Consider the following 19,895-nt stretch of genomic DNA (forward strand, 5'->3'; position numbering starts at 1 on the left):
GGAGAAGAGTTCGCCGCCAACCACTTAAAGGTTTCACCATGTTGTTGAAGTTGGTCGCCAACTTCACTGTTCTTATCTCCACTTGGAGGCGTCTCATAACCACCTTCACTTGAACTCCACATAGATGGCGGGAAGTTGTAGGGTTCGGCTGTGGAGCCCCAGAGGTCACACCAGGCGGTGGCCGACGCCCTGCGCACCCGGATCAGGTCCGGTGAGCTGCGGCCGGGCCAGCGCATGCCCACCCAGGCCAGGCTGGCCCAGGAGTTCGGCGTCGAACGGGGTGCCGTGCGCAAGGCGCTGCGCATCCTGCACACCGAGCGGCTGCTGATCAACGTCAGCAAGGGCAGCCCGGCGACGGTCGCGCCCGATCCAGGGCCCGCGCCGACCGGCCCCGCCGCCCCGCCGCTGCCCACCACCGTCGCCCTCGCGCCGCGTATCGAGGCGGCCTTCGCGGCGCCCCACGTGAAGATCGACGCCCTGTGTCTGACGTCCGTGTCGCTCACCCTCGCCATCGGGGAGCCGCTGCGGCACATTCACGCCGGACGGCTGAATCCGGCCAGGATCGACGTCCGGGTGCTGCTGCCGAGCCGTGACATCGACCTCGCGTTCCCCTCGCCGGTGGAGTCGGCGGACGGCTCTCCCGCCGGGGCCTCGGCCACCGGCCGGCTGCAACGCCGCTGGCTGGCCCAGCGCAACGCCCAGGGCCAGGTGCTCCGGCACAATCTGCGTGCCCTGCGTACGTCCCACGGCATCGACGTACGGGTGACGTTCCGGGCCCTGCCGTTCACTCCGCCGGTGAAGCTGTACCTGCTCAACGAGGCGGAGGCGCTCTTCGCGTACTACACGCTGAAGAGGCGCGAGGCGGAGATCGACCACGAGCAGGTGGCGATGTACGACGCCGAGGGCGTCCGGTCGATGCTGTTCGCGTTCGAGCGGGGTGCCGGGCTGCGCGACACGACGTTCGTCGAGCAGTCGCGGCTGTGGTTCAACGCACTGTGGGAGACGATCAGTTCGGATCTGGTGCTGACCGGCTGATGTCTCCCACGGCTGGTCGCCGCCGTCATCGTCACAGGGTGGGGCCCGTGACCAGCAGGGCGAGTACGACCGCTCCGATGGAGCTGATGGTCGCGTTCCTGGCCTTGATGCCTATGGTGAGCAGCAGCAGTCCGACAACCCCGGAGGTTCCGTACTGCCAGCTGATGAACTGCTGGAAGCCGCTGATGAAGACGGCGGCGAGGAGTGCGATGGCGGGCATGGTGGTTCCTCCTTCAGGCTTTCGGGCTGCAGGCTCAGATTCAGTGACTACATGGCCGGTCAAGATGTTTGCCAACTTCGCTCAGTTGGCACCAACTCTGAGTAGGTTGTCCCCACTTGGCCACTACTCATAAACAACTTTCAAACAACTCCCCAAAGATGGATCGGAGTTGTAGCGTTTGGTTGTGACCCAGGAGAACGTGGCAGTGAACGGCAGCAGAAGACGGTCGCCCCAGGAGATCGCCGCCGCCCTGCGGGACCGCATCCGCACCGGCGACCTCAGGCCCGGCGACCGCCTGCCCACCCAGGCCGAGCTGTCCGAGGAGTTCGGCGTCGAGCGGGGTGCCGTACGGGAGGCGCTGCGCATCCTGCACGCCGAGCGGCTGTTGACCAACGTCAGCAAGGGCAGCCCGCCGCGCGTCGCGGAAGTGACCCCGCCCCGGGAGGGGCCCCAGCCGACGTTGGTGGGGCTGGCGCCGCGTCTGACGGACGCGTTCTCCGCGCCGCACGTCCGTGTCGACGCGGCCTGCCTCACCGCGGAGAGCCTGATGCTGGCGGTCGGTGAGCCGGTGCGGCTGATCCACGAGGGCCGTATCCGTCCCAAGTCGATCGACGTACGCATCCTGCTGCCGTCCCGGGACATCACGCTGGCCTTCCCGGTGCCTGTCGAGGGGCGCGGTGACGACGACCTGGTCCACCAGCGCTGGCTGGCCCAGCGCAACGCCCAGGGACATGTGCTCCGGCACAATCTGCTGGCCCTGCGCTCGTCCCACGGCATCGACGTACACGTGACGTTCCGCGCGCTGCCGTTCACCCCGCCGGTGAAGCTGTACCTGCTCAACGGGACGGAGGCGCTGATGGCGTACTACATGATCGCCCGCCGGGAGGAGCAGGCGGAGAGCGGAGCGCCACTGGACATGTACGACGCCCTGGGGAGGGAGTCGCTCCTCTTCTCGTTCGAGAAGGGTGCCGGGGAACGGGACACGGCGTTCGTCGAGCAATCCCAGAAGTGGTTCGACGCCCTCTGGGAAACCATCACGACGGACCTGACACTCTCCTAGTGACCTCTGATACGACACAGACCGAACTGGCGTCCGCCGTGACCGAGCCCGTGATCGACTCCGCGACCGAGGACCTGAGGGAACGGATCGCCCGAGCGCGTGTCGTGCTCTGGGACTTCGACGGGCCGATCTGCCGGCTGTTCGCGGGGCACTCGGCGGAACAGGTGGCCATCGAGCTGGTGGTCTGGCTCGAGCGGCAGGGGTTGCACGGCCTCCTCACGGTGGCCGAACGGGAATCCCCCGACCCGCATGTCGTCCTTCGCGCCGTCAACCTGCGCCACCCCGGCAGCGACCTGGTGGAGGAGCTGGAGGAACGTCTCACTCAGGAGGAACTGCGGGCGGTGCCCAGGGCGATGCCCACGGCGTACGCAGACGTTCTGATACAGACCTGGCAGGCGGTCGGCGCCCGCCTCGCGATCACCACGAACAACTCCGCGAGAACGGTGCGCAGTTATCTCCAGGAGCGCAAGGTGACGAGGTGCTTCTCCCCGCACATCTATGGCCGTACCCAGAACCTCCATCTGCTCAAGCCGGACCCGTACTGCCTCAACCTCGCCCTGGAGAGGATGGGCGCGGCTCCGTCGACCGCCCTGATGATCGGCGACAGCCCGGCGGACTACAGGGCGGCGTGCCGGGCCGGAGTGCCATTCCTGGGCTACGCGCGTAACGAGCGCAAGGAGAAGGAACTCAGAGCCGTGGGCGCACAGACGATCGTGGATTCGTTCGAGCCGGTACTGGGTGTGGTCCGTGGCCTGTCGGGAACAGGTCAGGCCTGAATCATCAACAGGGTGAACACCATCGCCGCACCGACGGCCAGCCCGGTGTGGCGGGCGCGCACGCCCACGGCGACCGCGGCGATGAGCAGCAGGCCCAGCACTCCGAGTTCCTGCTGGGCCAGTCGTCCCAGGAGGAACTCGCAGAGCGCTCGGGCCGCTTGGAGCATGAGCATGTCCCCCACCCACCCCTTCCACTGTGCGAAAAGCATTCAACTGGCCGTCCAATTTGACTGGTTGGCCTGAGAGTGGTCTGCCCGGCCTGATTGATCCCTTAACCGGCCTGATAGTTGATGGTTCAGTTGACTGGAATCTGTTTGGTTGTGGACCGGGAGCGGTACGGTCGAAGTGTGGAAAATGAGGAAGGGCGGCAGGCCGCCGACGGGGGCGGCAGGGCGTTCGACCGGGTGGCCGACGCCCTGCGGCACCGGATCGCGGAGGGGGTGTACCCCCTGCGCTCCCAGCTGCCCCCACAGCGAGCGCTCGCCGACGAGTTCGCGGTGTCCCGGGACACCGTGCAGCGTGTGTTGAGGGAGCTGCGCAACGAGGGCTGGATCGAGTCCCGGCAGGGCAGCGGATCCCGGGTCGTCAAGGCGCGGGCGGTGCGATCCTCGACCGTCCCGGCCGCCGCGTCGCCTCTGACGGTGACCCTGGGCCCGCTCATCAGCGAAGCCTTCGAACAGCCCGAGGTCGACCTGGACGTCTACGCCCTGACGTCGGAGTCACTGGCCACACACATCCAGCTCCAGCTGGAACGGATCAGAGCCGGCCTGATCAGGCCCTCGCGCATCACCCTGCGCCTGCTCCTGCCCACCGAGGAGGTCGACCTGCCCTATCTGCGGGGGGCCGACCCCAAGGACACTCCGCGGCTGAGGAGGCGTCTCGTCGACCTCACGCTCCGGCATGTGGAGGCCTCGTGGCGAACTCTGCGAGAACTGCGCGCCGAAGGGCTGGTGCCGGTGGCCGAGTTCCATGTCCGCAGCGTGCCGATCGCCCCGACCTGGAAGCTGTACCTCATCAACGGGGTCGAGGCGCTGCACGGCCTGTACGTCCCGATACGGCGGCCGGTCGTCCTGGACAGCGGTGACGAGATCCAGGCGCTCGACGTGTTGGGCCTCGGAGCCCCGCTGACCCGCTTCGTCCGGGACGCCGACCCGAACTCGCGGGGGTCGCTCTTCGTCGAGGGCGCACAGGGCTGGTTCGACGCCACATGGGATCAACTGGGCCTGGAGCAGGGCTGGAGTTCCGTCCGGTAGCATGCCCGCACCAAGTGAGCAACCGCTCCCGTCCTTGCGTATGAGAAGGCGAACACGCCTGCCTCGGACGATCTGATGCAGATGAGTGGCAAACCCACTCGTTGTGGCCAATGAGCCCGGGCTCCGGTCGTGCTGGACGCACCCTGTGCATAGCGTTTGCCCAGCTGTGCGTTCTCTTCTCCACCTCGCGCGAGCAATCAGGAGCGGCCAGTGGGCGCACCCCCTGTTCCCCGGCCCCCCCGGCGGGAACGGTCCACCGGCGCGCGGCCCGACGTCGTGTCCGCGTTCGTGCGGCAGGCCCCGGAGCTGGGAGTGGAGCGCGGTGGGCACCACAACCGCAACCATGTTCTCCCGCTGCCCGAGACCGTGGCGCGTGTGGTCCCCGGCGAGGCGGGTTCGCCGGTACTCGTGCGGGTCCGCCGGGCGGACGCGCTGCCCGTGGTGATCCGGACCTGGGAGCGTGAGTCGGCGATCCTGCACGCCGTCCAAGGAGTCGTGCCCCGGGCGCCGAAGTGTCTCGTCTCCCGCCCCGGCTTTGCGATCCACAGCTATGTGGACGGCGTACCGCTCTCCGAGGTGTCCGAGAACGGCAAGCCGGTCGGCGCTCCGGTGGTCAAGGCGCTCGCGGAACTGATGTCCCAGGTGTCCCAGGTCCGCAAGGAGTCGTTGCCGAGCAGTCTCCCGCGCAACGAGAAGGACGGCCAGAGCTTCCTGCGGATGCTCGCGCACCGTGCTGATCGTGACATCCGGCAGTCCAATTGGGCTGTCTACGGCGGGCTGTTCGTCGCCCTGGGGGTTCCGGCGGACGCGCTGACCCGGCTGGCCCAGCGGGTGCCCGTGATGGCCCGCCGGCCCTACAGCCTGCTGCACGCGGACCTGCACCGGGACAACGTGATCGTCACCTGCCACAACGATCCTTCTTCCCTGGCCTCCGTCGACTGGGAGCTGGCCACCTACGGTGACCCCCTGCACGACCTCGCCATCCACCTCGTACGCATGAAGTACCCGGACTTCCAGTGGGACGAGGTGGTGGGCGCCTGGGCCGAGGCGATGCAGGCGACCAGGCCCGGTGCCGTCAACGGTCTGGAGCGGGACCTGCCGCGCTATGTGGCCTTCGAGCGGGCACAGTCCGTGTTTCCCGACGTCATGCGGGCAGCGCGCTCACTGGAAAAAACGTTCGACCAGGAGTCCCTCGCCGAGGCCACGTCCGCGGTGAGCGCGGCGCTCGAAGAGGCGGCCGAGCCGCTGGGACTGGCCGATGTGCCGAGCGTGGCGGCGATCGAACAGGTCCTGTACCGCTGGCAGATGTCGTCGTCCCGGGAGGGTGACGGCGAGGGGGAGGGTGAGGGCGGCGGGGGGCGTCCGTCCATCTGCTGGACACCGGACAGGCGGGTCCCGGAGCGCCCCGAGTTTCCGCACGCCGCTGTGCGCCGCGCGCTGCTCGCCGAGGGTGCGGCACCGGCCGACCGGGTGTTCAAGGGGACCGCGCACCTCAACTCGGTGGTCCGGGTCGAGGGTGTCGACTTTCCCGTGGTGGTCCGGCGGGAGGTGGCGGCGAAGGCCAGTCGGCTCGAGCCGAGCTTCCTGAGCGAGCACGCAGTGCTCCAGGCCATCGAGAAGTCGGGCGCCCAGGTGGCGGCGCCACGGGTTCTCGCCCTGGGCACCAGCTATCGCGGGGAGAGCTTCGCCGTCCACACGTATGCCGGCCGACGGGACCTCGAACAGGCCCCCGGCCATCCGGTGGGCGGCCTGCTTCCGCACGAGGCGGACGCGCTCGTCGACCAGCTCGCCGCCCTGACAGGGGTCGACTACAAGGGACTCGACCCGATGGCGGGCGGGGGGCACTTCTACCCCTGGCTGAGCGAGCAACTCGTCGTCCTCGTGGGCTCGTTGCCGCGCGAGTCGCAGCAACTGGCCAGGCTCCTCGGTCTGCCCGACGCCGACCGGCTCAGGGAGATCCTGGGCCGACACGTGGTCAGCCACCGTGAACCTTCCTTGCTGCACGGCGACTTGAACCCCTGGAACCTCGTACGCCGGGACGACCGGATGGCGCTGACCATCATCGACTGGGAGATGGCGGTGGTCGGCGACCCGCTCTACGACCTGGTCCGCCACATGCACCTCACGCCGACCCGCTCGGAGATCCGCGAGCGCATGTTCAGCAGATGGTCGCGGACGCTGACCCCCGAGTACACCGACAACTGGCAACGGGACTGGCGCGTGTACCGGGACATCGAGATCGTACGATCCGCCTACATCGACCTGGACCGGCTGGTCACCGGCGCGGGACTGGACGCCCCCAACGTCCGCCGGGCGGTCGAGTCGTACGCGATGACGCTGGCCTCGGCCACGGCCGCGCTCGGCCTGCCGACCCGTTCCCCGGAGAATCCGTACCTGGCGCGGGCGTTGGCGTAGCGGGACGGCGGTGCGGGCGCACGGGTCGCGGCAGTGCGTACCCTCGCCCCATGGCAGGAACAGGGCTGCGCGAGCGCAAGAAGCAGCAGACATACCAGAACGTGTCCGACGTCGCGATCCGGCTCTTCCTCGAGAAGGGCTTCGACGCGGTGTCCGTCGCGGAGATCGCCGCCGCCGCCGGGATCTCCAAGCCGACGCTGTTCCGGTACTTCCCGGCCAAGGAGGACCTCGTCCTGTACCGCTTCGCGGATCACGAGGACGAGGCGGCGCGGGTGGTGCGGGCGGCCGGTGCGGGGGTGTCGCCGGTCGAGGCGCTGCGGCGGCACTTCCTCGACGGGCTGAGCCGCGAGGACCCGGTCACCGGCCTCAACGGCGCCCCCGGGGTGCTCGCCTTCCACCGGCTGCTCTACGGCACCCCCTCGCTGGTCGCACGGGCGTACGAGTACCAGCAGCGCTCGGAGGCCGTACTCGCCGTCGCCCTCGGTGACACCCTGGCGGCCCGGCTCGCGGCCGGCCAGATCATCGCCGTACTGCGGATCCTCGCGCAGGAGAACTGGCGGCGGATCGCGGCGGGGGAGGCGGTGGAGGCGGTCCGGGGCGATGCGGTCGCGGCGGCGGAGGAGGCGTTCCGGCAGCTGGAGGCCGGGTTGCCCTGGCTTCGGTCGGGTGGCGTGAGTAACGCTACCGGGTAAAATATGTAACTCGGTTACGTTTTCCGGGTAGGCTACGGCAATGACGTCACCGCTCCGCGATTCCCTGCGCCGTGAGCGCGCCCATCACGACATCTGCCGCGCCGCCCTCGCCGCGATGATCGACGGCGCCCGGGAACACGTCGTCACCGGCGAGGACGTCTCCGCCTCCGGGGCCGACGCGGAAGTGCTCGGGTACCAGTTGCGCAGCAAGGCGAAGGCGCTGGGTGAACTGCCCGAAGGGCCCCTGTTCTTCGGCCGGTTGGACTTCGACGGCGGCGACCGGGGCGGCGAGCACCGCGGCGAGAGCTATCACATCGGGCGCCTGCGGATCAGCGAGCACCCGACCCGCCCGCCCCTCGTCGTGGACTGGCGGGCCCCCGTCTCCCGGGCCTTCTACCAGGCGAGCGCACGCGACCCGCAGGGCGTGGCGGTACGGCGCCGGTTCGGTTGGGCACCCGGCAGCAGGGGCGACTCCGCCGACCTGACCGGCCTGGAGGACGAGCACCTGGACGAGGACTCGGGGGAAAGGGGCGTGGAGGAAGGGGGCGCGGGGGAAGGGGGCGCGGGAGAGGGGGAGTTGGCGGGTCTGGCAGGCGGCGCGGACGGGCTGGTCGCCCGGGAGATCGCGCGGCCCCGGGTCGGGCCCATGCGGGACATCGCGGCGACGATCCAGCCCGAACAGGACGACCTCGTACGGGCGGGCCTCGGTGTCTCCGTGTGCGTGCAGGGCGCCCCCGGCACCGGAAAGACGGCCGTAGGGCTGCACCGGGCCGCCTACCTCCTCTACACGCACCCCGGGCGCGTCCAGCGCGGCGGCCTGTTGATCCTCGGCCCCAACCGCACGTTCCTCTCGTACATCTCCGAGGTCCTGCCCGCCCTCGGCGAGACGGGCGTGAGGCAGTCGACGGTCTCGGACGAGATCGCGGGCCATCCGGTGCGCGGGGAGGACGACGAACGGGCCGCCGTCGTGAAGCACGACGCGCGGATGGCGGAGGTGCTGCGCCGGGCACTGTACGCACGCGTGCGGGTCGAGGGGTACGCCAACTCCCTTGAGGTGCCCGACGGTTCGTACCGCTGGCGGATCTCCGCGGCGGAACTGGCGCGGATCGTGGCCGGCGTACGGGCGGAGGAGCCGCCGTACGCCGTGGGGCGTGAGCGCGTACGGACGCGGGTCGTGAACCGTATCCAGCGGGAGGCGGAACGGCGGGCCGGCCCGCAGCCGAACGCCTGGGTACGGCGGATCGAGCGGGCGCGGCCGGTCGGGGCGTACGTCGAGGCGGTGTGGCCGCGGGTGCGTCCGGAGGAGGTGGTGGCCGAACTCCTGTCAGACGCCGGGGCGTTGGCGCGGGCGGCCGAGGGACTCCTGGCGGCGGACGAGCAGCGGGCGGTGTGCTGGGCGCGTCCGCCGAGATCGTGGAAGTCGGCGCGCTGGTCGGCCGCCGATCTGGCCCTCCTCGACGAGGTCGCCGGGCTGATCGAGCACCCCGAGGGATACGGCCATGTCGTGATCGACGAGGCCCAGGACCTCTCCCCGATGGAGTGCCGGGCCATCGCGCGCCGGGTGCCGTACGGCTCGGTGACGGTCCTGGGCGACCTGGCCCAGGGCACCACGCCGTGGGCGGCACGGGAATGGGGGCCCTTGCTGGGCCACCTGGGCAAACCGGACGCCACGGTGATCCCGCTGACGGTCGGGTTCCGGGTGCCGAAGACGGTGGTCGCCTTCGCCAACCGACTGCTGGCCCGCCTGGACGTAGCGGTGCCGCCGGCCCGATCCCTGCGGGGCGACGGGGAGTTGAGGGTCGTGGCGGCGACCGACATCGCCGGTGAGGTGCTGGCGGCGGTACGCCGGGCGCTGGCCGGGGAGGGGTCGGTGGGGGTCGTCGCGGCGGACGGGGAGGTGGCGGCCGTACGGGAGGCGCTGGATGCTGCGGGGGTGACGGTGAGCGGAGGACGGGTCGCGGTGATGCCGGCGACGGCGGTGAAGGGGCTGGAGTGGGACCACGTGGTCGTGGTGGAACCGGCGGCGATCGTGGAGGGCGAGGGCGCGACAGGGCGCGGTCTGCACCGGCTGTACGTGGTGCTGACCCGGGCGGTGTCCCGGCTGGAGGTCGTGCATGGGAGGGCGTTGCCGTTCTGAACGTCCCTCTCGTGTTTCTGGATGTCGACGGGCCGCTGATCCCGTTCGGCGGCACACCGGAGCAGTATCCGGACGGCTACCCGACGTACCGGCCGGCCCGCCCGCTGCCACTCCCGGCGGGGGAGACCAACCCCCTCCTGCCCCGGATCAACCCCGCCCTCGGCCCTCGACTGGCCACGTCGGCCTGCGAGTTGGTGTGGGCGACGACGTGGATGGACGAGGCGAACGTGACCGTCTCCCCGTGGCTGGGCCTGCCCGCCCTGCCGGTGGTGAACTGGCCGGACCCGGACGCGGATGACCCGCCTGGCGGCCCCGGTGGACTTGCCAGCTCCGCTGCGCCTGGCGGCCCATGCGGCCCTGGCGGCCCTGGCGGCCCATGCGGCCCTGGCGGCCCGAGCGCGCCCGGCTGTTCTGGCGGACCCGGAGGACCCGGCGGACCCGGAGGACCCGGAGGACATGGCGGACCCGGCGGACCCGGCGGACCCGGCGGACATGGCGGGCTCAGCGTGTCTGGCGGGGCAAGCACGTTTGGCGGCCCATGCGGCCCTGGCGGCCCGAGCGCGCCCGGCTGTTCTGGCGGACCCGGAGGACCCGGAGGACCCGGAGGACATGGCGGGCTCAGCGTGTCTGGCGGGGCAAGCATGTTTGGCGGCCCATGCGGCCCATGCGGCCCATGCGGCCCATGCGGCCCATGCGGCCCATGCGGCCCATGCGGCCCATGCGGCCCATGCGGCCCATGCGGCCCATGCGGCCCTGGCGGCTCGAGCGCGCCTGGCGGGCCGAGCGCGCCTTGCTGCCCTGGCGGGCCCGCCGCGTCTGGCGGGTCCAGCGCGCCGGGCGTGCCGGGCGGACCCAGCGCGCCCGCCAGGCCCACCGCGCCCAACGTGCACTGGAAGACCCGCCCGCTCGTCGATTTCGCCGCCGGGCGGGACTTCGTGTGGCTCGACGACGAGGTGACCGATGCCGACCGGCGGTGGGTGGCCCAACACCACCCCGGCCGCGCCCTGTTGCATCGCGTCGACCCACGACACGGCCTGCGGGATGCGGACTTCGCGGTCGTCGAGGAGTGGCTCCGAGAGTTGTGAGGGCGGCGGGCGCGATTCGCGAAGCCCCCCGGGTCGCTGCCGGGGCGACGGCCCCCGGCCCCTCCCCTCCCCGCCGGGCCGGCCGGAGCGCGAGCCCGGCACGCTCGGCCTCGGACCGCGCGCCGGAGCTGACCGGGATGCCCAGCCATCCGGCCGAGGCGGGTGGTGCGGTCGGGCAAGCAGCAGGGCCCAGTCCTGCTTGCCCCCGACTCAGGCCCCCACGTACCCCGCCAAGTGCTCCCCCGTGAGCGTGCTGCGGGATGCCACCAGGTCTGCCGGGGTGCCCTCGAAGACGATGCGGCCGCCGTCGTGGCCCGCGCCGGGGCCCAGGTCGATGATCCAGTCCGCGTGGGCCATGACCGCCTGGTGGTGCTCGACGACGATGACCGACTTGCCGGAGTCCACGATCCGGTCGAGCAGGCCGAGCAGGTGTTCGACGTCGGCGAGGTGGAGGCCGGTCGTCGGCTCGTCGAGGACATACACGCCACCCTTCTCCCCCATGTGCGTGGCCAGCTTGAGACGCTGACGTTCGCCGCCGGACAGGGTGGTGAGGGGCTGGCCGAGGCTGAGGTAGCCGAGGCCGACGTCGGCGAGCCGGTCCAGGACGCGGTGCGCGGCCGGCGTACGCGCCTCGCCCGCGCCGAAGAACTCCTCCGCCTCCGTCACCGACATCGCGAGCACCTCCGCGATGTCCCGGCCGCCGAGACGGTACTCGAGCACCGCCGCCTGGAACCGCTTCCCCTCACAGTCCTCGCAGGTCGTGGCCACCCCGGCCATCATCGCCAGGTCGGTGTAGATGACCCCGGCGCCGTTGCAGGTGGGGCACGCGCCCTCGGAGTTGGCGCTGAAGAGGGCCGGCTTGACCCCGTTGGCCTTGGCGAACGCCGTACGGATCGGGTCGAGCAGCCCGGTGTACGTCGCCGGATTGCTGCGCCGGGAGCCACGGATCGGCGTCTGGTCGACCGCCACCACACCCTCGCCGACGGCACCCCGCGTCTCGACCAGCGACCCGTGGATGAGCGAGCTCTTGCCCGACCCGGCGACCCCGGTCACCACGCACAGCACCCCGAGCGGGATGTCCACGTCGACGCCCTGGAGGTTGTGCTTCGTCGCGCCGCGGATGGGCAGCGTGCCGGTGGGCCTGCGCAGCGACTCCGCCGCCTTCAGCGCGGAACGGTCGTCGAAGTGGCGGCCGGTGACCGTACCGCCGGTCCGCAGCCCCTCCACGGTCCCCTCGAAACAGACGGTGCCGCCCTCCGTACCCGCGCCGGGACCCAGGTCGACGACGTGGTCCGCGATCGCGATCACCTCGGGCTTGTGCTCCACCACGAGCACGGTGTTGCCCTTGTCGCGCAGCCGCAGCAGCAGGTCGTTCATGCGCTGGATGTCGTGCGGGTGCAGGCCGATCGTCGGTTCGTCGAACACGTACGTGATGTCGGTGAGGGCGGAACCGAGATGGCGGATCATCTTCACGCGCTGCGCCTCGCCGCCCGACAGGGTGCCCGAGGCGCGGTCGAGCGCGAGATAACCGAGGCCGATCTCCACGAACGAGTCCAGCGTGTGCTGGAGCGCGGTGAGCAGCGGCGCGACCGAGGGTTCGTCGAGGTCGCGGACCCACTCCGCCAGGTCCCGGATCTCCATCGCGCAGGCGTCGGCGATGCTGATCTTTCCGATCCTCGACGACCTGGCCCCCTCGCTGAGCCGGCTGCCCTCGCACTCGGGACAGGTGGTGAAGGTGACCGCCCGTTCCACGAACGCCCGGATGTGCGGCTGCAGCGCCTCCTTGTCCTTGGACAGGAAAGACTTCTGGATCTTGGGGATCAGGCCCTCGTAGGTGAGGTTGACGCCGTTGACCTTGACTTTCGTCGGCTCGCCGTAGAGGAAGTCGTGCATCTCCTTCTTGGTGAACCGGCGGATCGGCTTGTTCGGGTCGAGGAAGCCGGACTGGGCGTAGAGCCCCACCGTCCACTGGCTGTCCGACTTCCACCCCGGGATGGTGAACGCGCCCTCCGCGATCGACTTGGAGTCGTCGTACAGCTGTGTGAGGTCGATGTCGGAGACCGCGCCCCGGCCCTCGCAGCGCGTGCACATACCGCCGGTGCGGTTGTAGGTCGCCTTCACCGCCTTCTTGTTGCCGACCGCGATCGCCCCGCTGCTGCGGACGGACGCGGTGTTGAAGGAGTACGCGCTGGGCGGCCCGATGTGCGGATCCCCCAGCCGGCTGAAGAGGATGCGCAGCATCGCGTTGGCGTCGGTGGCGGTGCCGACCGTGGAGCGCGGGTCGGCGCCCAGCCGCTGCTGGTCGACGATTATCGCGGTCGTCAGCCCCTCGAGCACGTCGACCTCGGGGCGCGCCAGCGTCGGCATGAACCCCTGGACGAACGCGCTGTACGTCTCGTTGATCAGCCGCTGCGACTCCGCGGCGATCGTGTCGAACACCAGCGAGCTCTTGCCCGAACCGGAGACCCCGGTGAACACCGTCAGCCGACGCTTCGGCAGCTCGATACTGACGTCCTTGAGGTTGTTCTCGCGCGCACCGTACACACGGATCAGATCGTGACTGTCGGCACCGTGCGCCGCGTCGGCCGCCTGCGAGTCCGTCCTCGTGGTCCTGCTCATCGGGTCTCCGTCTCGTCCGTCTCGTCCGGTTTTCCTACTGGTGCTGGTGGTGCTCGGCGGGGTGTGAGGTGACCCCTAACCCTTCGGCTTCTGCGAGATCCGCACCAGGTTGCCCGAGGGGTCGCGGAACGCGCAGTCGCGCGGGCCCCACGCCTGGTCCATGGGCTCCTGGAGCACCTCGGCGCCGGAGGCCCGTACCTTCTCGAACAGGGCGTCGAGGTCGTCGGTACGGAAGACGAACATGGGCATGACGCCCTTGGTGAGCAGTTCCTGCAGGGCGTCCCCGTCGGCCTGGGAGCGGCCCGCGTGCGGCTGGGAGAGTACGAGTTCGAGGTCCGGTTGCGCGGAGCTGCCGAGGGTGACCCAGCGGTGTTCGCCGGATGCGACGTCGTTGCGGACCTCGAAGCCGAGGGCGTCACGGTAGAAGCCGAGCGCCTCGTCGGGGTCGTTGACTGTGATGTGGCAGTACTGCAGTGCGATGTCCATGCCGACCACGCTAGGCGGCGGCCGTACGGCCCGCTTCTCGAATCCTGCTCGGTACGTTTTTGATGTCCGCGGGGGCGGCGGGCTTGCCGGTGCTTGGCGCGTCCGTGGCAACCGGCGCCTCCGTAACCGGCCCGTCTGCGGTCGGCGGGTTTCTGCTCGGCCGGGTCTGTACCTTCGCCACACAGGCCGGCATCGCCGTCACCGCCTCGTGCTCCCGGCTCCGATACGCGCTCGGCGTCTCGCCGACGATCTCGGTGAACCGCGAGCTGAACGAGCCCAGCGAGGTACATCCGACGGTCATGCACGCGTCGGTGACACTCATCCCGGCGCGGAGCAGCGTCATCGCCCGCTCGATCCGCCGGGTCATGAGATAGCTGTACGGCGTCTCGCCGTAGGCGGCCCGGAACCGCCGCGAGAAGTGCGCGGGGGACATCAGCGCGCGCTGGGCCATCGTCGGCACGTCGAGCGGACGCGCGTACTCCCGGTCGATCAGATCCCGTGCCCGACGCAGATGCGCGAGGTTGGCGAGTTCCTGCGGGTCCATTCCGCGACCGTACCACCGGCCCTCGGCGCCGGTCCTGATCTCGACGGATGCCCGGAATAGGATCCAGCCGTACCCGCGTGGAAACGGCGGCGGTGGCGGCGGTGGCTGCGAAGACGGAGGCATCGGCATCATGGACGAGCCGCACGGTCTGACTGATCCGCACGGTCTGGACGATCCGGACGAGCTGGACGAAGCGGCGGACGTGTTCCAGCGGCTGCGTCCGCGCCTGTTCGGCATCGCCTACCGCGTCCTCGGAAGTGTGTCCGAGGCCGAGGACGTCGTCCAGGACGCGTGGGTACGGTGGCAGGGCACCGAACGCGCGGGGGTGCTGGATCCCGGAGCGTTCCTGGCGAGGACCACCACCCGCCTGGCGATCAACGTGGCCCAGTCGGCGCGGGTACGACGCGAGGCGTACGTGGGTCCGTGGCTCCCGGAGTTCGTGGACACCCGTACGGATCCACAGGTCGGCGCGGAGCGCGGCGAGGCGCTCGAGCTGGCCGTACTGCTGGTCCTGCAGAAGTTGAACCCCGTGGAACGGGCGGCCTATGTGCTGCGGGAGGCCTTCGACTATCCGTACGACGAGATCGCGGCCATGCTGCAACTGGGCCAGGCCAACACCCGGCAGCTCGTCAGCCGGGCCCGCAAACGTCTGTCGGCCGAGCGCCGGGATCCCGTCGACGCGACCAAGCACCGGCGACTGCTGGAAGCCTTCGTGGCGGCGGCTCGGGACGGTGACGTCGCCGCGCTGGAGAACATGCTGTCCGCCGACGTCGTCGCCTACGCGGACGGCAACGGCATGCGAGGCGTGGCCCGCCTGGACGTCGTGGGCGCCGGACGCGTGGCCAGGATCAGCGCCTTCGCCAGGAAGTTCTTCCCGGGGGCCGACTACGCCGTGGTCGAGGCCAATGGCAGCCCCGCCATGCTGATCGCCAAGGAGGGCCGAGCCGTCGCCCTGATGAGCGCCACCGTGGGAGCGGACGGTATCGACGGGCTGTACTGGATCCTGACACCCGAGAAGCTGCGGGCGTACGAGCGCTCGGCGCACAGGCTCACAACCGGTCGGCGCTGACGCGGGTACACGCACACAGAGGCACACGCACACGCACATCCCCCGCCACTCTCAAGCTATAGCGCAGTGGGGGGCTTGCGACAAGACCCCCGTGGTGCCGCAGAATCGTCGGCCGAGGCAGCCCGGGCCCGTTGAAATTGCGGGTGCCGCGGGGATCGCGGTAAATGAGGGCTGCCGATGATGGGGGTTTCATGATTGACGTGATCGTTGTCGGCGGCGGACCCACCGGCATGATGCTGGCGGCCGAACTGCGGCTGCACGGCGTGCACGTGGTCGTACTGGAAAGGGAGGCGGAGCCCACGCCGGTCGTTCGTTCGCTCGGTCTGCACGTGCGCAGCATCGAGGTGATGGACCAGCGCGGTCTGCTGGAGCGGTTCCTCGAGCACGGCAAGCAGTACCCGGTCAGCGGCGGTTTCTTCGCCGCCATCGACAAGCCCGCGCCCGAACGCCTGGACACCGCGCATCCGTACGTACTCGGCATCCCGCAGCCCGTCACCGAGCGCCTGCTGACCGAGCGCGCCGTCGAACTCGGCGCCGAGATCCGGCGCTCCTGCGAGCTGGTCGGACTGAGCCAGGACGAGACGGGGGTGACCGCGGAACTCGCCGACGGCACCCGGCTGCGCGCGCGCCATCTCGTCGGCTGCGACGGCGGCCGCAGCACGGTACGCAAGCTGCTCGGCGTCGGTTTCCCCGGCGAACCCACCCGCGTCCAGGCCCTGTTGGGCGAGATGCAGGTGGGCGTACCGCAGGAGACGGTGGCCTCCGTGGTGGTCGAGGTGCGCAAGACCGAGAAGTGGTTCGGCCTCGGGCCCATGGGCGGCGAGGGGGTCTACCGGGTCGTCGTACCCGCCGACGGGGTGACCGAGGACCGCTCGGCCCCGACCCTGGACGAGGTCAAGAAGCAACTGCGCGCGTACGCCGGTACCGACTTCGGTGTGCACTCGCCGCGCTGGATCTCCCGCTTCGGCGACGCCACCAGGCAGGCCGAGCGCTACCGCGTCGGCCGGGTGCTGCTGGCCGGCGACGCGGCGCACGTCCATCCGCCGGTCGGCGGACAGGGGCTCAACCTCGGCATCCAGGACGCGTTCAACCTCGGCTGGAAACTGGCCGCCGAACTCTCCGGCCGGGCACCGGAGGGCCTGCTCGACAGCTACCACGCCGAACGCCACCCGGTGGCCGCCGACGTACTCGACAACACCCGCGCGCAGACGCTGCTGATGTCCGCCGACCCGAACCTCCAGCCGATGCGCCGACTGCTGTCGGAACTGATGGACTTCGAGGACGTCAAGCGCCACCTGATCGAGAAACTGACCGGAATCGGCATTCGCTACGACTTCGGTGACGGCGACGGTGACGGCGAGGGCGAGGGCGAGGGCGAGGGGAAGGAGGGCGGTGGCGGCCCGGGCCATGAACTGCTCGGCCGTCGCCTCAGGGACGTGACGCTGAAGAGGGGCCGGCTGTACGAGCAGACGCACGCCGGTCGAGGCCTGCTCCTCGACCAGACCGGGCGCCTCTCGGTGTCGGGCTGGGAGGACAGGGTGGACCACGTCGTCGACAGCAGCGACGAACTGGCCGAACTCGACCTGCCCGCCGCGCTGTTGCGGCCCGACGGTTACGTGGCCTGGGTCGGCGGGGACCAAGGGGGCCTGCTCGACGCGCTGCCGAAGTGGTTCGGCGCTGCGGTGAGTTGAGGATGCCCTATGGCGTCAGGGGGTGCCGTCGGGTGGGGAGGCGAGGGCGAGGATCCAGCCGCCCCATTCCGCGTCGGCGCGGCGGTCGGGCAGTTCGAGCAGCATGGACACGGTGAACACCAGCCCCGTGGCGAAGAACGTGCGCACCCGCATGGCGTCCGCGCCCGTCAAGTGGCCGATGGTGTCCTGGAGTTGGAGCTGCCGCTGCCTGACCGCCGCCCGTACGGTGTCGTCGGCCGCCGCGGCGTAGCCCTGCAGCATCACGAGGCCGATGGTGTGCTCGCTCTGCAGCAGGCGCCGGTAGGCGTCGCCGAGCCCGGTCAGGGTGGGCTCGGCGACGGCGAATGCGGCCTCGATCCGGTCGAAGGTGGCGTGCACGACCTCGAGGAACAGGGCGTGCTTGGAGCCGAACATCTGGACGATGCGCGGGTGGGAGACACCGACCCGCGCGGCGATGGCTTCCAGCCGGGTCCCCGCCAGGCCGTTCGCGGCGAACTCGGCCTCGGCGGCCTCCATGATCTCCGCGCGCCGCTGGGCCGCGGGTTTGCGCACGGCTACGGGTTTGCGCACGGCGACGGGTTCGCTCATGCCGACGGGTTCGCTCATGCCGACAGGCTTGCTGATGCCGACAGGCTTGCTCATGCCGGGGCCGGCGCGGCCTGGATCTGCTCCAGCACGCCCTTGTAGTCGTACAGGCACCGGTAGGCGTGCACGAGCCCGTCCTCGCCGAGCTCCACACGGTCGTCCCCGTGGAACTCGACACGGTGCCCGGTACCGGCGAGGGTTCCGCTGAAGCGCCAGGCCACGAGTACGGCGCGGCGGGTCACTTCGCCGTACAGCCCCATCCGGGTGAAGGAGTAGTCGGGGAACATGCCGGCCATGTCCGTCACGAACTGGCGGATGGGCTCGGTCCCGTGCGCGGTCCGGCCGAGGGCGGGTTCGTCGTAGACGAGGTGCTCGGCACAGAGCGCGGCGACCGCGTCACCGTCGTGGTCGTTCCATGCCTTCTCCCATCGGGCGCAGAAGTCCTCGACGGCGGGGGTGTCGGTGGCGGCCGGGTCGGCCATGCTGATGGTCATACTTCTAACTTACAAGTTAGTAAGAAGTGGATGCAAGATGCAGGCATGGGGTATGTACGGGCGGCGCCGACCCATTACTCGTGGCGATAGCGTGATCGTCATGACGGCTGAGGGTGAAGCGCTGGTCGGCGGTATGGCGAACGGGGGGGCGATCTTCCGTCGTGGTGCGCTGGTGGAGCGCCCGGCGCCGCGCAACGCGTACGCCCTGCACGCGTACCTCCTCGCCCTGAAGGAGCACGGCTTCGACGCGGCGCCGACCCCTGTCGGCCTCACCGAGGACGGCCGCGAACAGCTCACCTTCATCCCCGGAGACGTGGCGCTGCCGCCGTTCGCGGACTGGGCGATGACGAAGACGGCCCTGGAATCGGTGGGGAGTCTGCTGCGGCGCCTGCATGAGACCAGCGCGGCCGTCGAGATCGACACCGGTGCCTGGTGGCCGGGGGACCTGGCCGACCCGGAGGGGGGAACGATGCTGTGCCACAACGACGTGTGCCCGGAGAACGTCGTCTTCCGCGACGGCAGTGCCGCTGCCCTGATCGATTTCGACCTGGCAGCCCCGGGCCGCCCCCTCTGGGACGTCGCCATGACCGCCCGATATTGGATCCCCCTGCTCGACCCGGCGTCCGCGGCGGCCTACTACCCCTCCTCCTCCGGGCTGGACGCGCCCGTCCGGCTGCGGATCCTTGCCGACAGCTACGGCCTTTCGCCGCAGGACCGCGCCGAGTTGCCCGACGCCATCGAGCAGGCCACCGAGGTCTGCCGGGCCTTCGTCGCCCGCCGAGTGGCTGACGGCGACCTGGTCTACCTCCAGGCGCTGGCCGAGCGAGGCGGATGGGAACGCTGGGACCGCATCCAGACCTGGCTGAGGGAGCGCCGCGAGATGTTCACGGAAGCGCTGGTGGACTGACCGCCTGGAGGGTCAGGGCTGGGCACTACTCAACTGCGAGATACCGACTGAAAGCTTCGTGGCTGTCGGGAGTGAAGCGCCACTCGAGCAGGGCCGAGCGAAGCTCCGGCTCGGTCAGCCAGCCGTGCCAGGCGACCTCGTCGGGATCGGGGACCACGGCATCCGGCATCACGGCTTCGTGCACGCCGAGCCAGTGAGGGCTGAGGCCGGCGCGGTTGACGAACGTGAACAGCAGGCGTGGCTGCACCCGAATGCCCAGTTCTTCGGTCAACTCCCGCGCGGCGGCCTGCTCATAGGACTCGCCGACATTCACCGCACCACCGACCAGGACCTCATGGAACCCGGGGAAGCGCGAAAGGTGTTCCGCCCGCCGGTGGACAAGAACCCGCCCGAGCCCGTCACGACACACGGTCACGGCGACCCGATGCAGCCAACGTTCCCGGACGGCCTGCCGACGGCTGACCACCCCCACCACATGATCGCGACCGTCGACCCGCTCGACCAGTTCATCCACGCAGTACACCGGCTCCTGAGATGTCACTTGTAGGGCGGCAGGTTGTAGGTCGGGTTTCCGGGACTCCAGTCCATGTGGGTAACGAGGACGGTCAGGACGAGCACCACCGCGATCACGACGAGCACCCCCACCCAGAAACTGTCCGCAGGCACCGGACGGTGCGGATCCGGTGAGCTGTCCGGCCGGTCACCCTCACCTTCACCGGCAGGGCCCCCGGCGTCACCGTACCCATCGGGTCCCATGGCACCTCCTCCGCCAAGGCCATGGCACCGCACGGCGGGGCGGGCGTCAAGACCGCCCGCAGCGCCTGGAC

At 70.3% G+C, this 19,895-nt stretch carries 20 protein-coding genes and 1 pseudogene; 12 read left to right on the plus strand and 9 right to left on the minus strand.

Going from position 1 to position 19,895, the window contains the following annotated elements; translation table 11 throughout:
- The first annotated feature begins 150 nt into the window (after positions 1-150).
- Entirely contained in the window at positions 151-1,035 is an 885-nt protein-coding gene (locus PV396_RS26120; RefSeq protein ID WP_319208586.1) for a winged helix-turn-helix domain-containing protein, read from the plus strand.
- Between the two features lie 31 nt (positions 1,036-1,066).
- Here PV396_RS26120 and PV396_RS26125 read toward each other — a convergent pair whose 3' ends face one another.
- Complete coding sequence (locus PV396_RS26125) at positions 1,067-1,255, minus strand: hypothetical protein (RefSeq protein WP_319208588.1); 189 nt, start codon at positions 1,253-1,255, stop codon at positions 1,067-1,069.
- Between the two features lie 178 nt (positions 1,256-1,433).
- On the opposite strand from PV396_RS26125, the gene PV396_RS26130 reads away from it, so the two are divergent.
- Together PV396_RS26130 and PV396_RS26135 are read left to right on the plus strand one after the other, a co-directional pair.
- On the plus strand, positions 1,434-2,315 hold the full coding sequence (locus PV396_RS26130; RefSeq protein ID WP_319208589.1) for a FadR/GntR family transcriptional regulator: 882 nt from the start codon (positions 1,434-1,436) through the stop codon (positions 2,313-2,315).
- Positions 2,315-3,091, plus strand: coding sequence for an HAD family hydrolase (locus PV396_RS26135; protein ID WP_319208590.1), 777 nt, complete (start codon positions 2,315-2,317; stop codon positions 3,089-3,091). The genes PV396_RS26130 and PV396_RS26135 overlap by 1 nt, the downstream gene beginning before the upstream one ends.
- Here the strand turns inward: PV396_RS26135 and PV396_RS26140 are convergent.
- Entirely contained in the window at positions 3,082-3,264 is a 183-nt protein-coding gene (locus tag PV396_RS26140; RefSeq protein WP_319208591.1) for a hypothetical protein, read from the minus strand. The genes PV396_RS26135 and PV396_RS26140 overlap by 10 nt on opposite strands.
- Before the next feature lie 174 nt (positions 3,265-3,438).
- On the opposite strand from PV396_RS26140, the gene PV396_RS26145 reads away from it, so the two are divergent.
- The 6 genes and pseudogenes from PV396_RS26145 to PV396_RS45195 all read left to right on the plus strand — a co-directional run bounded on the left by PV396_RS26145 (position 3,439) and on the right by PV396_RS45195 (position 10,673).
- On the plus strand, positions 3,439-4,344 hold the full coding sequence (locus tag PV396_RS26145) for a winged helix-turn-helix domain-containing protein (protein ID WP_319208592.1): 906 nt from the start codon (positions 3,439-3,441) through the stop codon (positions 4,342-4,344).
- A 210-nt stretch (positions 4,345-4,554) separates the two neighbouring features.
- Complete coding sequence (locus tag PV396_RS26150) at positions 4,555-6,759, plus strand: aminoglycoside phosphotransferase family protein (protein ID WP_319208593.1); 2,205 nt, start codon at positions 4,555-4,557, stop codon at positions 6,757-6,759.
- A 50-nt stretch (positions 6,760-6,809) separates the two neighbouring features.
- A complete protein-coding gene (locus tag PV396_RS26155) occupies positions 6,810-7,451 on the plus strand; it encodes a TetR family transcriptional regulator (protein WP_319208594.1) in 642 nt (213 codons plus the stop codon).
- Positions 7,452-7,491: 40 nt separating this feature from the next.
- Entirely contained in the window at positions 7,492-9,588 is a 2,097-nt protein-coding gene (locus PV396_RS26160) for an AAA family ATPase (protein WP_319208595.1), read from the plus strand.
- A pseudogene (locus PV396_RS26165) lies at positions 9,585-9,908 on the plus strand (hypothetical protein); the annotation flags it as partial. The gene PV396_RS26160 and the pseudogene PV396_RS26165, both read left to right, overlap by 4 nt.
- Positions 9,909-10,229: 321 nt before the next feature.
- Positions 10,230-10,673: a hypothetical protein gene (locus tag PV396_RS45195; protein WP_416071492.1), complete on the plus strand. Its 444-nt coding sequence runs from the start codon at positions 10,230-10,232 to the stop codon at positions 10,671-10,673.
- Between the two features lie 210 nt (positions 10,674-10,883).
- Here the strand turns inward: PV396_RS45195 and PV396_RS26175 are convergent, their stop codons facing one another.
- The 3 genes from PV396_RS26175 to PV396_RS26185 all read right to left on the minus strand — a co-directional run bounded on the left by PV396_RS26175 (position 10,884) and on the right by PV396_RS26185 (position 14,322).
- Positions 10,884-13,292 carry an excinuclease ABC subunit UvrA gene (locus PV396_RS26175; protein ID WP_319208597.1) on the minus strand — a complete coding sequence of 803 codons (2,409 nt, stop codon included), beginning with the start codon at positions 13,290-13,292 and terminating at the stop codon, positions 10,884-10,886.
- A 75-nt stretch (positions 13,293-13,367) separates the two neighbouring features.
- On the minus strand, positions 13,368-13,778 hold the full coding sequence (locus PV396_RS26180) for a VOC family protein (protein WP_319208598.1): 411 nt from the start codon (positions 13,776-13,778) through the stop codon (positions 13,368-13,370).
- Positions 13,779-13,788: 10 nt separating this feature from the next.
- Complete coding sequence (locus tag PV396_RS26185) at positions 13,789-14,322, minus strand: helix-turn-helix transcriptional regulator (RefSeq protein ID WP_319208600.1); 534 nt, start codon at positions 14,320-14,322, stop codon at positions 13,789-13,791.
- A gap of 130 nt (positions 14,323-14,452) precedes the next feature.
- Here PV396_RS26185 and PV396_RS26190 point away from each other — a divergent pair, with 130 nt between their 5' ends.
- Together PV396_RS26190 and PV396_RS26195 are read left to right on the plus strand one after the other, a co-directional pair.
- The gene (locus PV396_RS26190) at positions 14,453-15,391 is read left to right on the plus strand and encodes a sigma-70 family RNA polymerase sigma factor (protein WP_319208602.1); all 939 of its coding nucleotides are present in this window, start codon (positions 14,453-14,455) and stop codon (positions 15,389-15,391) included.
- A gap of 191 nt (positions 15,392-15,582) precedes the next feature.
- Positions 15,583-17,082 (plus strand): FAD-dependent monooxygenase, encoded by a 1,500-nt coding sequence (locus tag PV396_RS26195; protein ID WP_319208603.1) that lies wholly within the window; start codon positions 15,583-15,585, stop codon positions 17,080-17,082.
- Positions 17,083-17,097: 15 nt separating this feature from the next.
- Here PV396_RS26195 and PV396_RS26200 read toward each other — a convergent pair whose 3' ends face one another.
- On the minus strand, positions 17,098-17,688 hold the full coding sequence (locus PV396_RS26200; protein WP_319208604.1) for a TetR/AcrR family transcriptional regulator: 591 nt from the start codon (positions 17,686-17,688) through the stop codon (positions 17,098-17,100).
- A gap of 32 nt (positions 17,689-17,720) precedes the next feature.
- Positions 17,721-18,161 (minus strand): nuclear transport factor 2 family protein, encoded by a 441-nt coding sequence (locus PV396_RS26205; protein WP_319208605.1) that lies wholly within the window; start codon positions 18,159-18,161, stop codon positions 17,721-17,723.
- Positions 18,162-18,261: 100 nt separating this feature from the next.
- Between PV396_RS26205 and PV396_RS26210 the strand changes: the two genes are divergently transcribed.
- On the plus strand, positions 18,262-19,068 hold the full coding sequence (locus PV396_RS26210) for an aminoglycoside phosphotransferase family protein (protein WP_319208607.1): 807 nt from the start codon (positions 18,262-18,264) through the stop codon (positions 19,066-19,068).
- 25 nt (positions 19,069-19,093) lie between these two features.
- Here PV396_RS26210 and PV396_RS26215 read toward each other — a convergent pair whose 3' ends face one another.
- Together PV396_RS26215 and PV396_RS26220 are read right to left on the minus strand one after the other, a co-directional pair.
- Complete coding sequence (locus tag PV396_RS26215; RefSeq protein WP_416071473.1) at positions 19,094-19,582, minus strand: NUDIX hydrolase; 489 nt, start codon at positions 19,580-19,582, stop codon at positions 19,094-19,096.
- 23 nt (positions 19,583-19,605) lie between these two features.
- Complete coding sequence (locus tag PV396_RS26220) at positions 19,606-19,824, minus strand: hypothetical protein (RefSeq protein ID WP_319208608.1); 219 nt, start codon at positions 19,822-19,824, stop codon at positions 19,606-19,608.
- Between the last annotated feature and the right edge of the window lie 71 nt (positions 19,825-19,895).

Source organism: Streptomyces sp. ME02-8801-2C (assembly GCF_033793965.1).
Classification (GTDB): Bacteria; Actinomycetota; Actinomycetes; order Streptomycetales; family Streptomycetaceae; genus Streptomyces.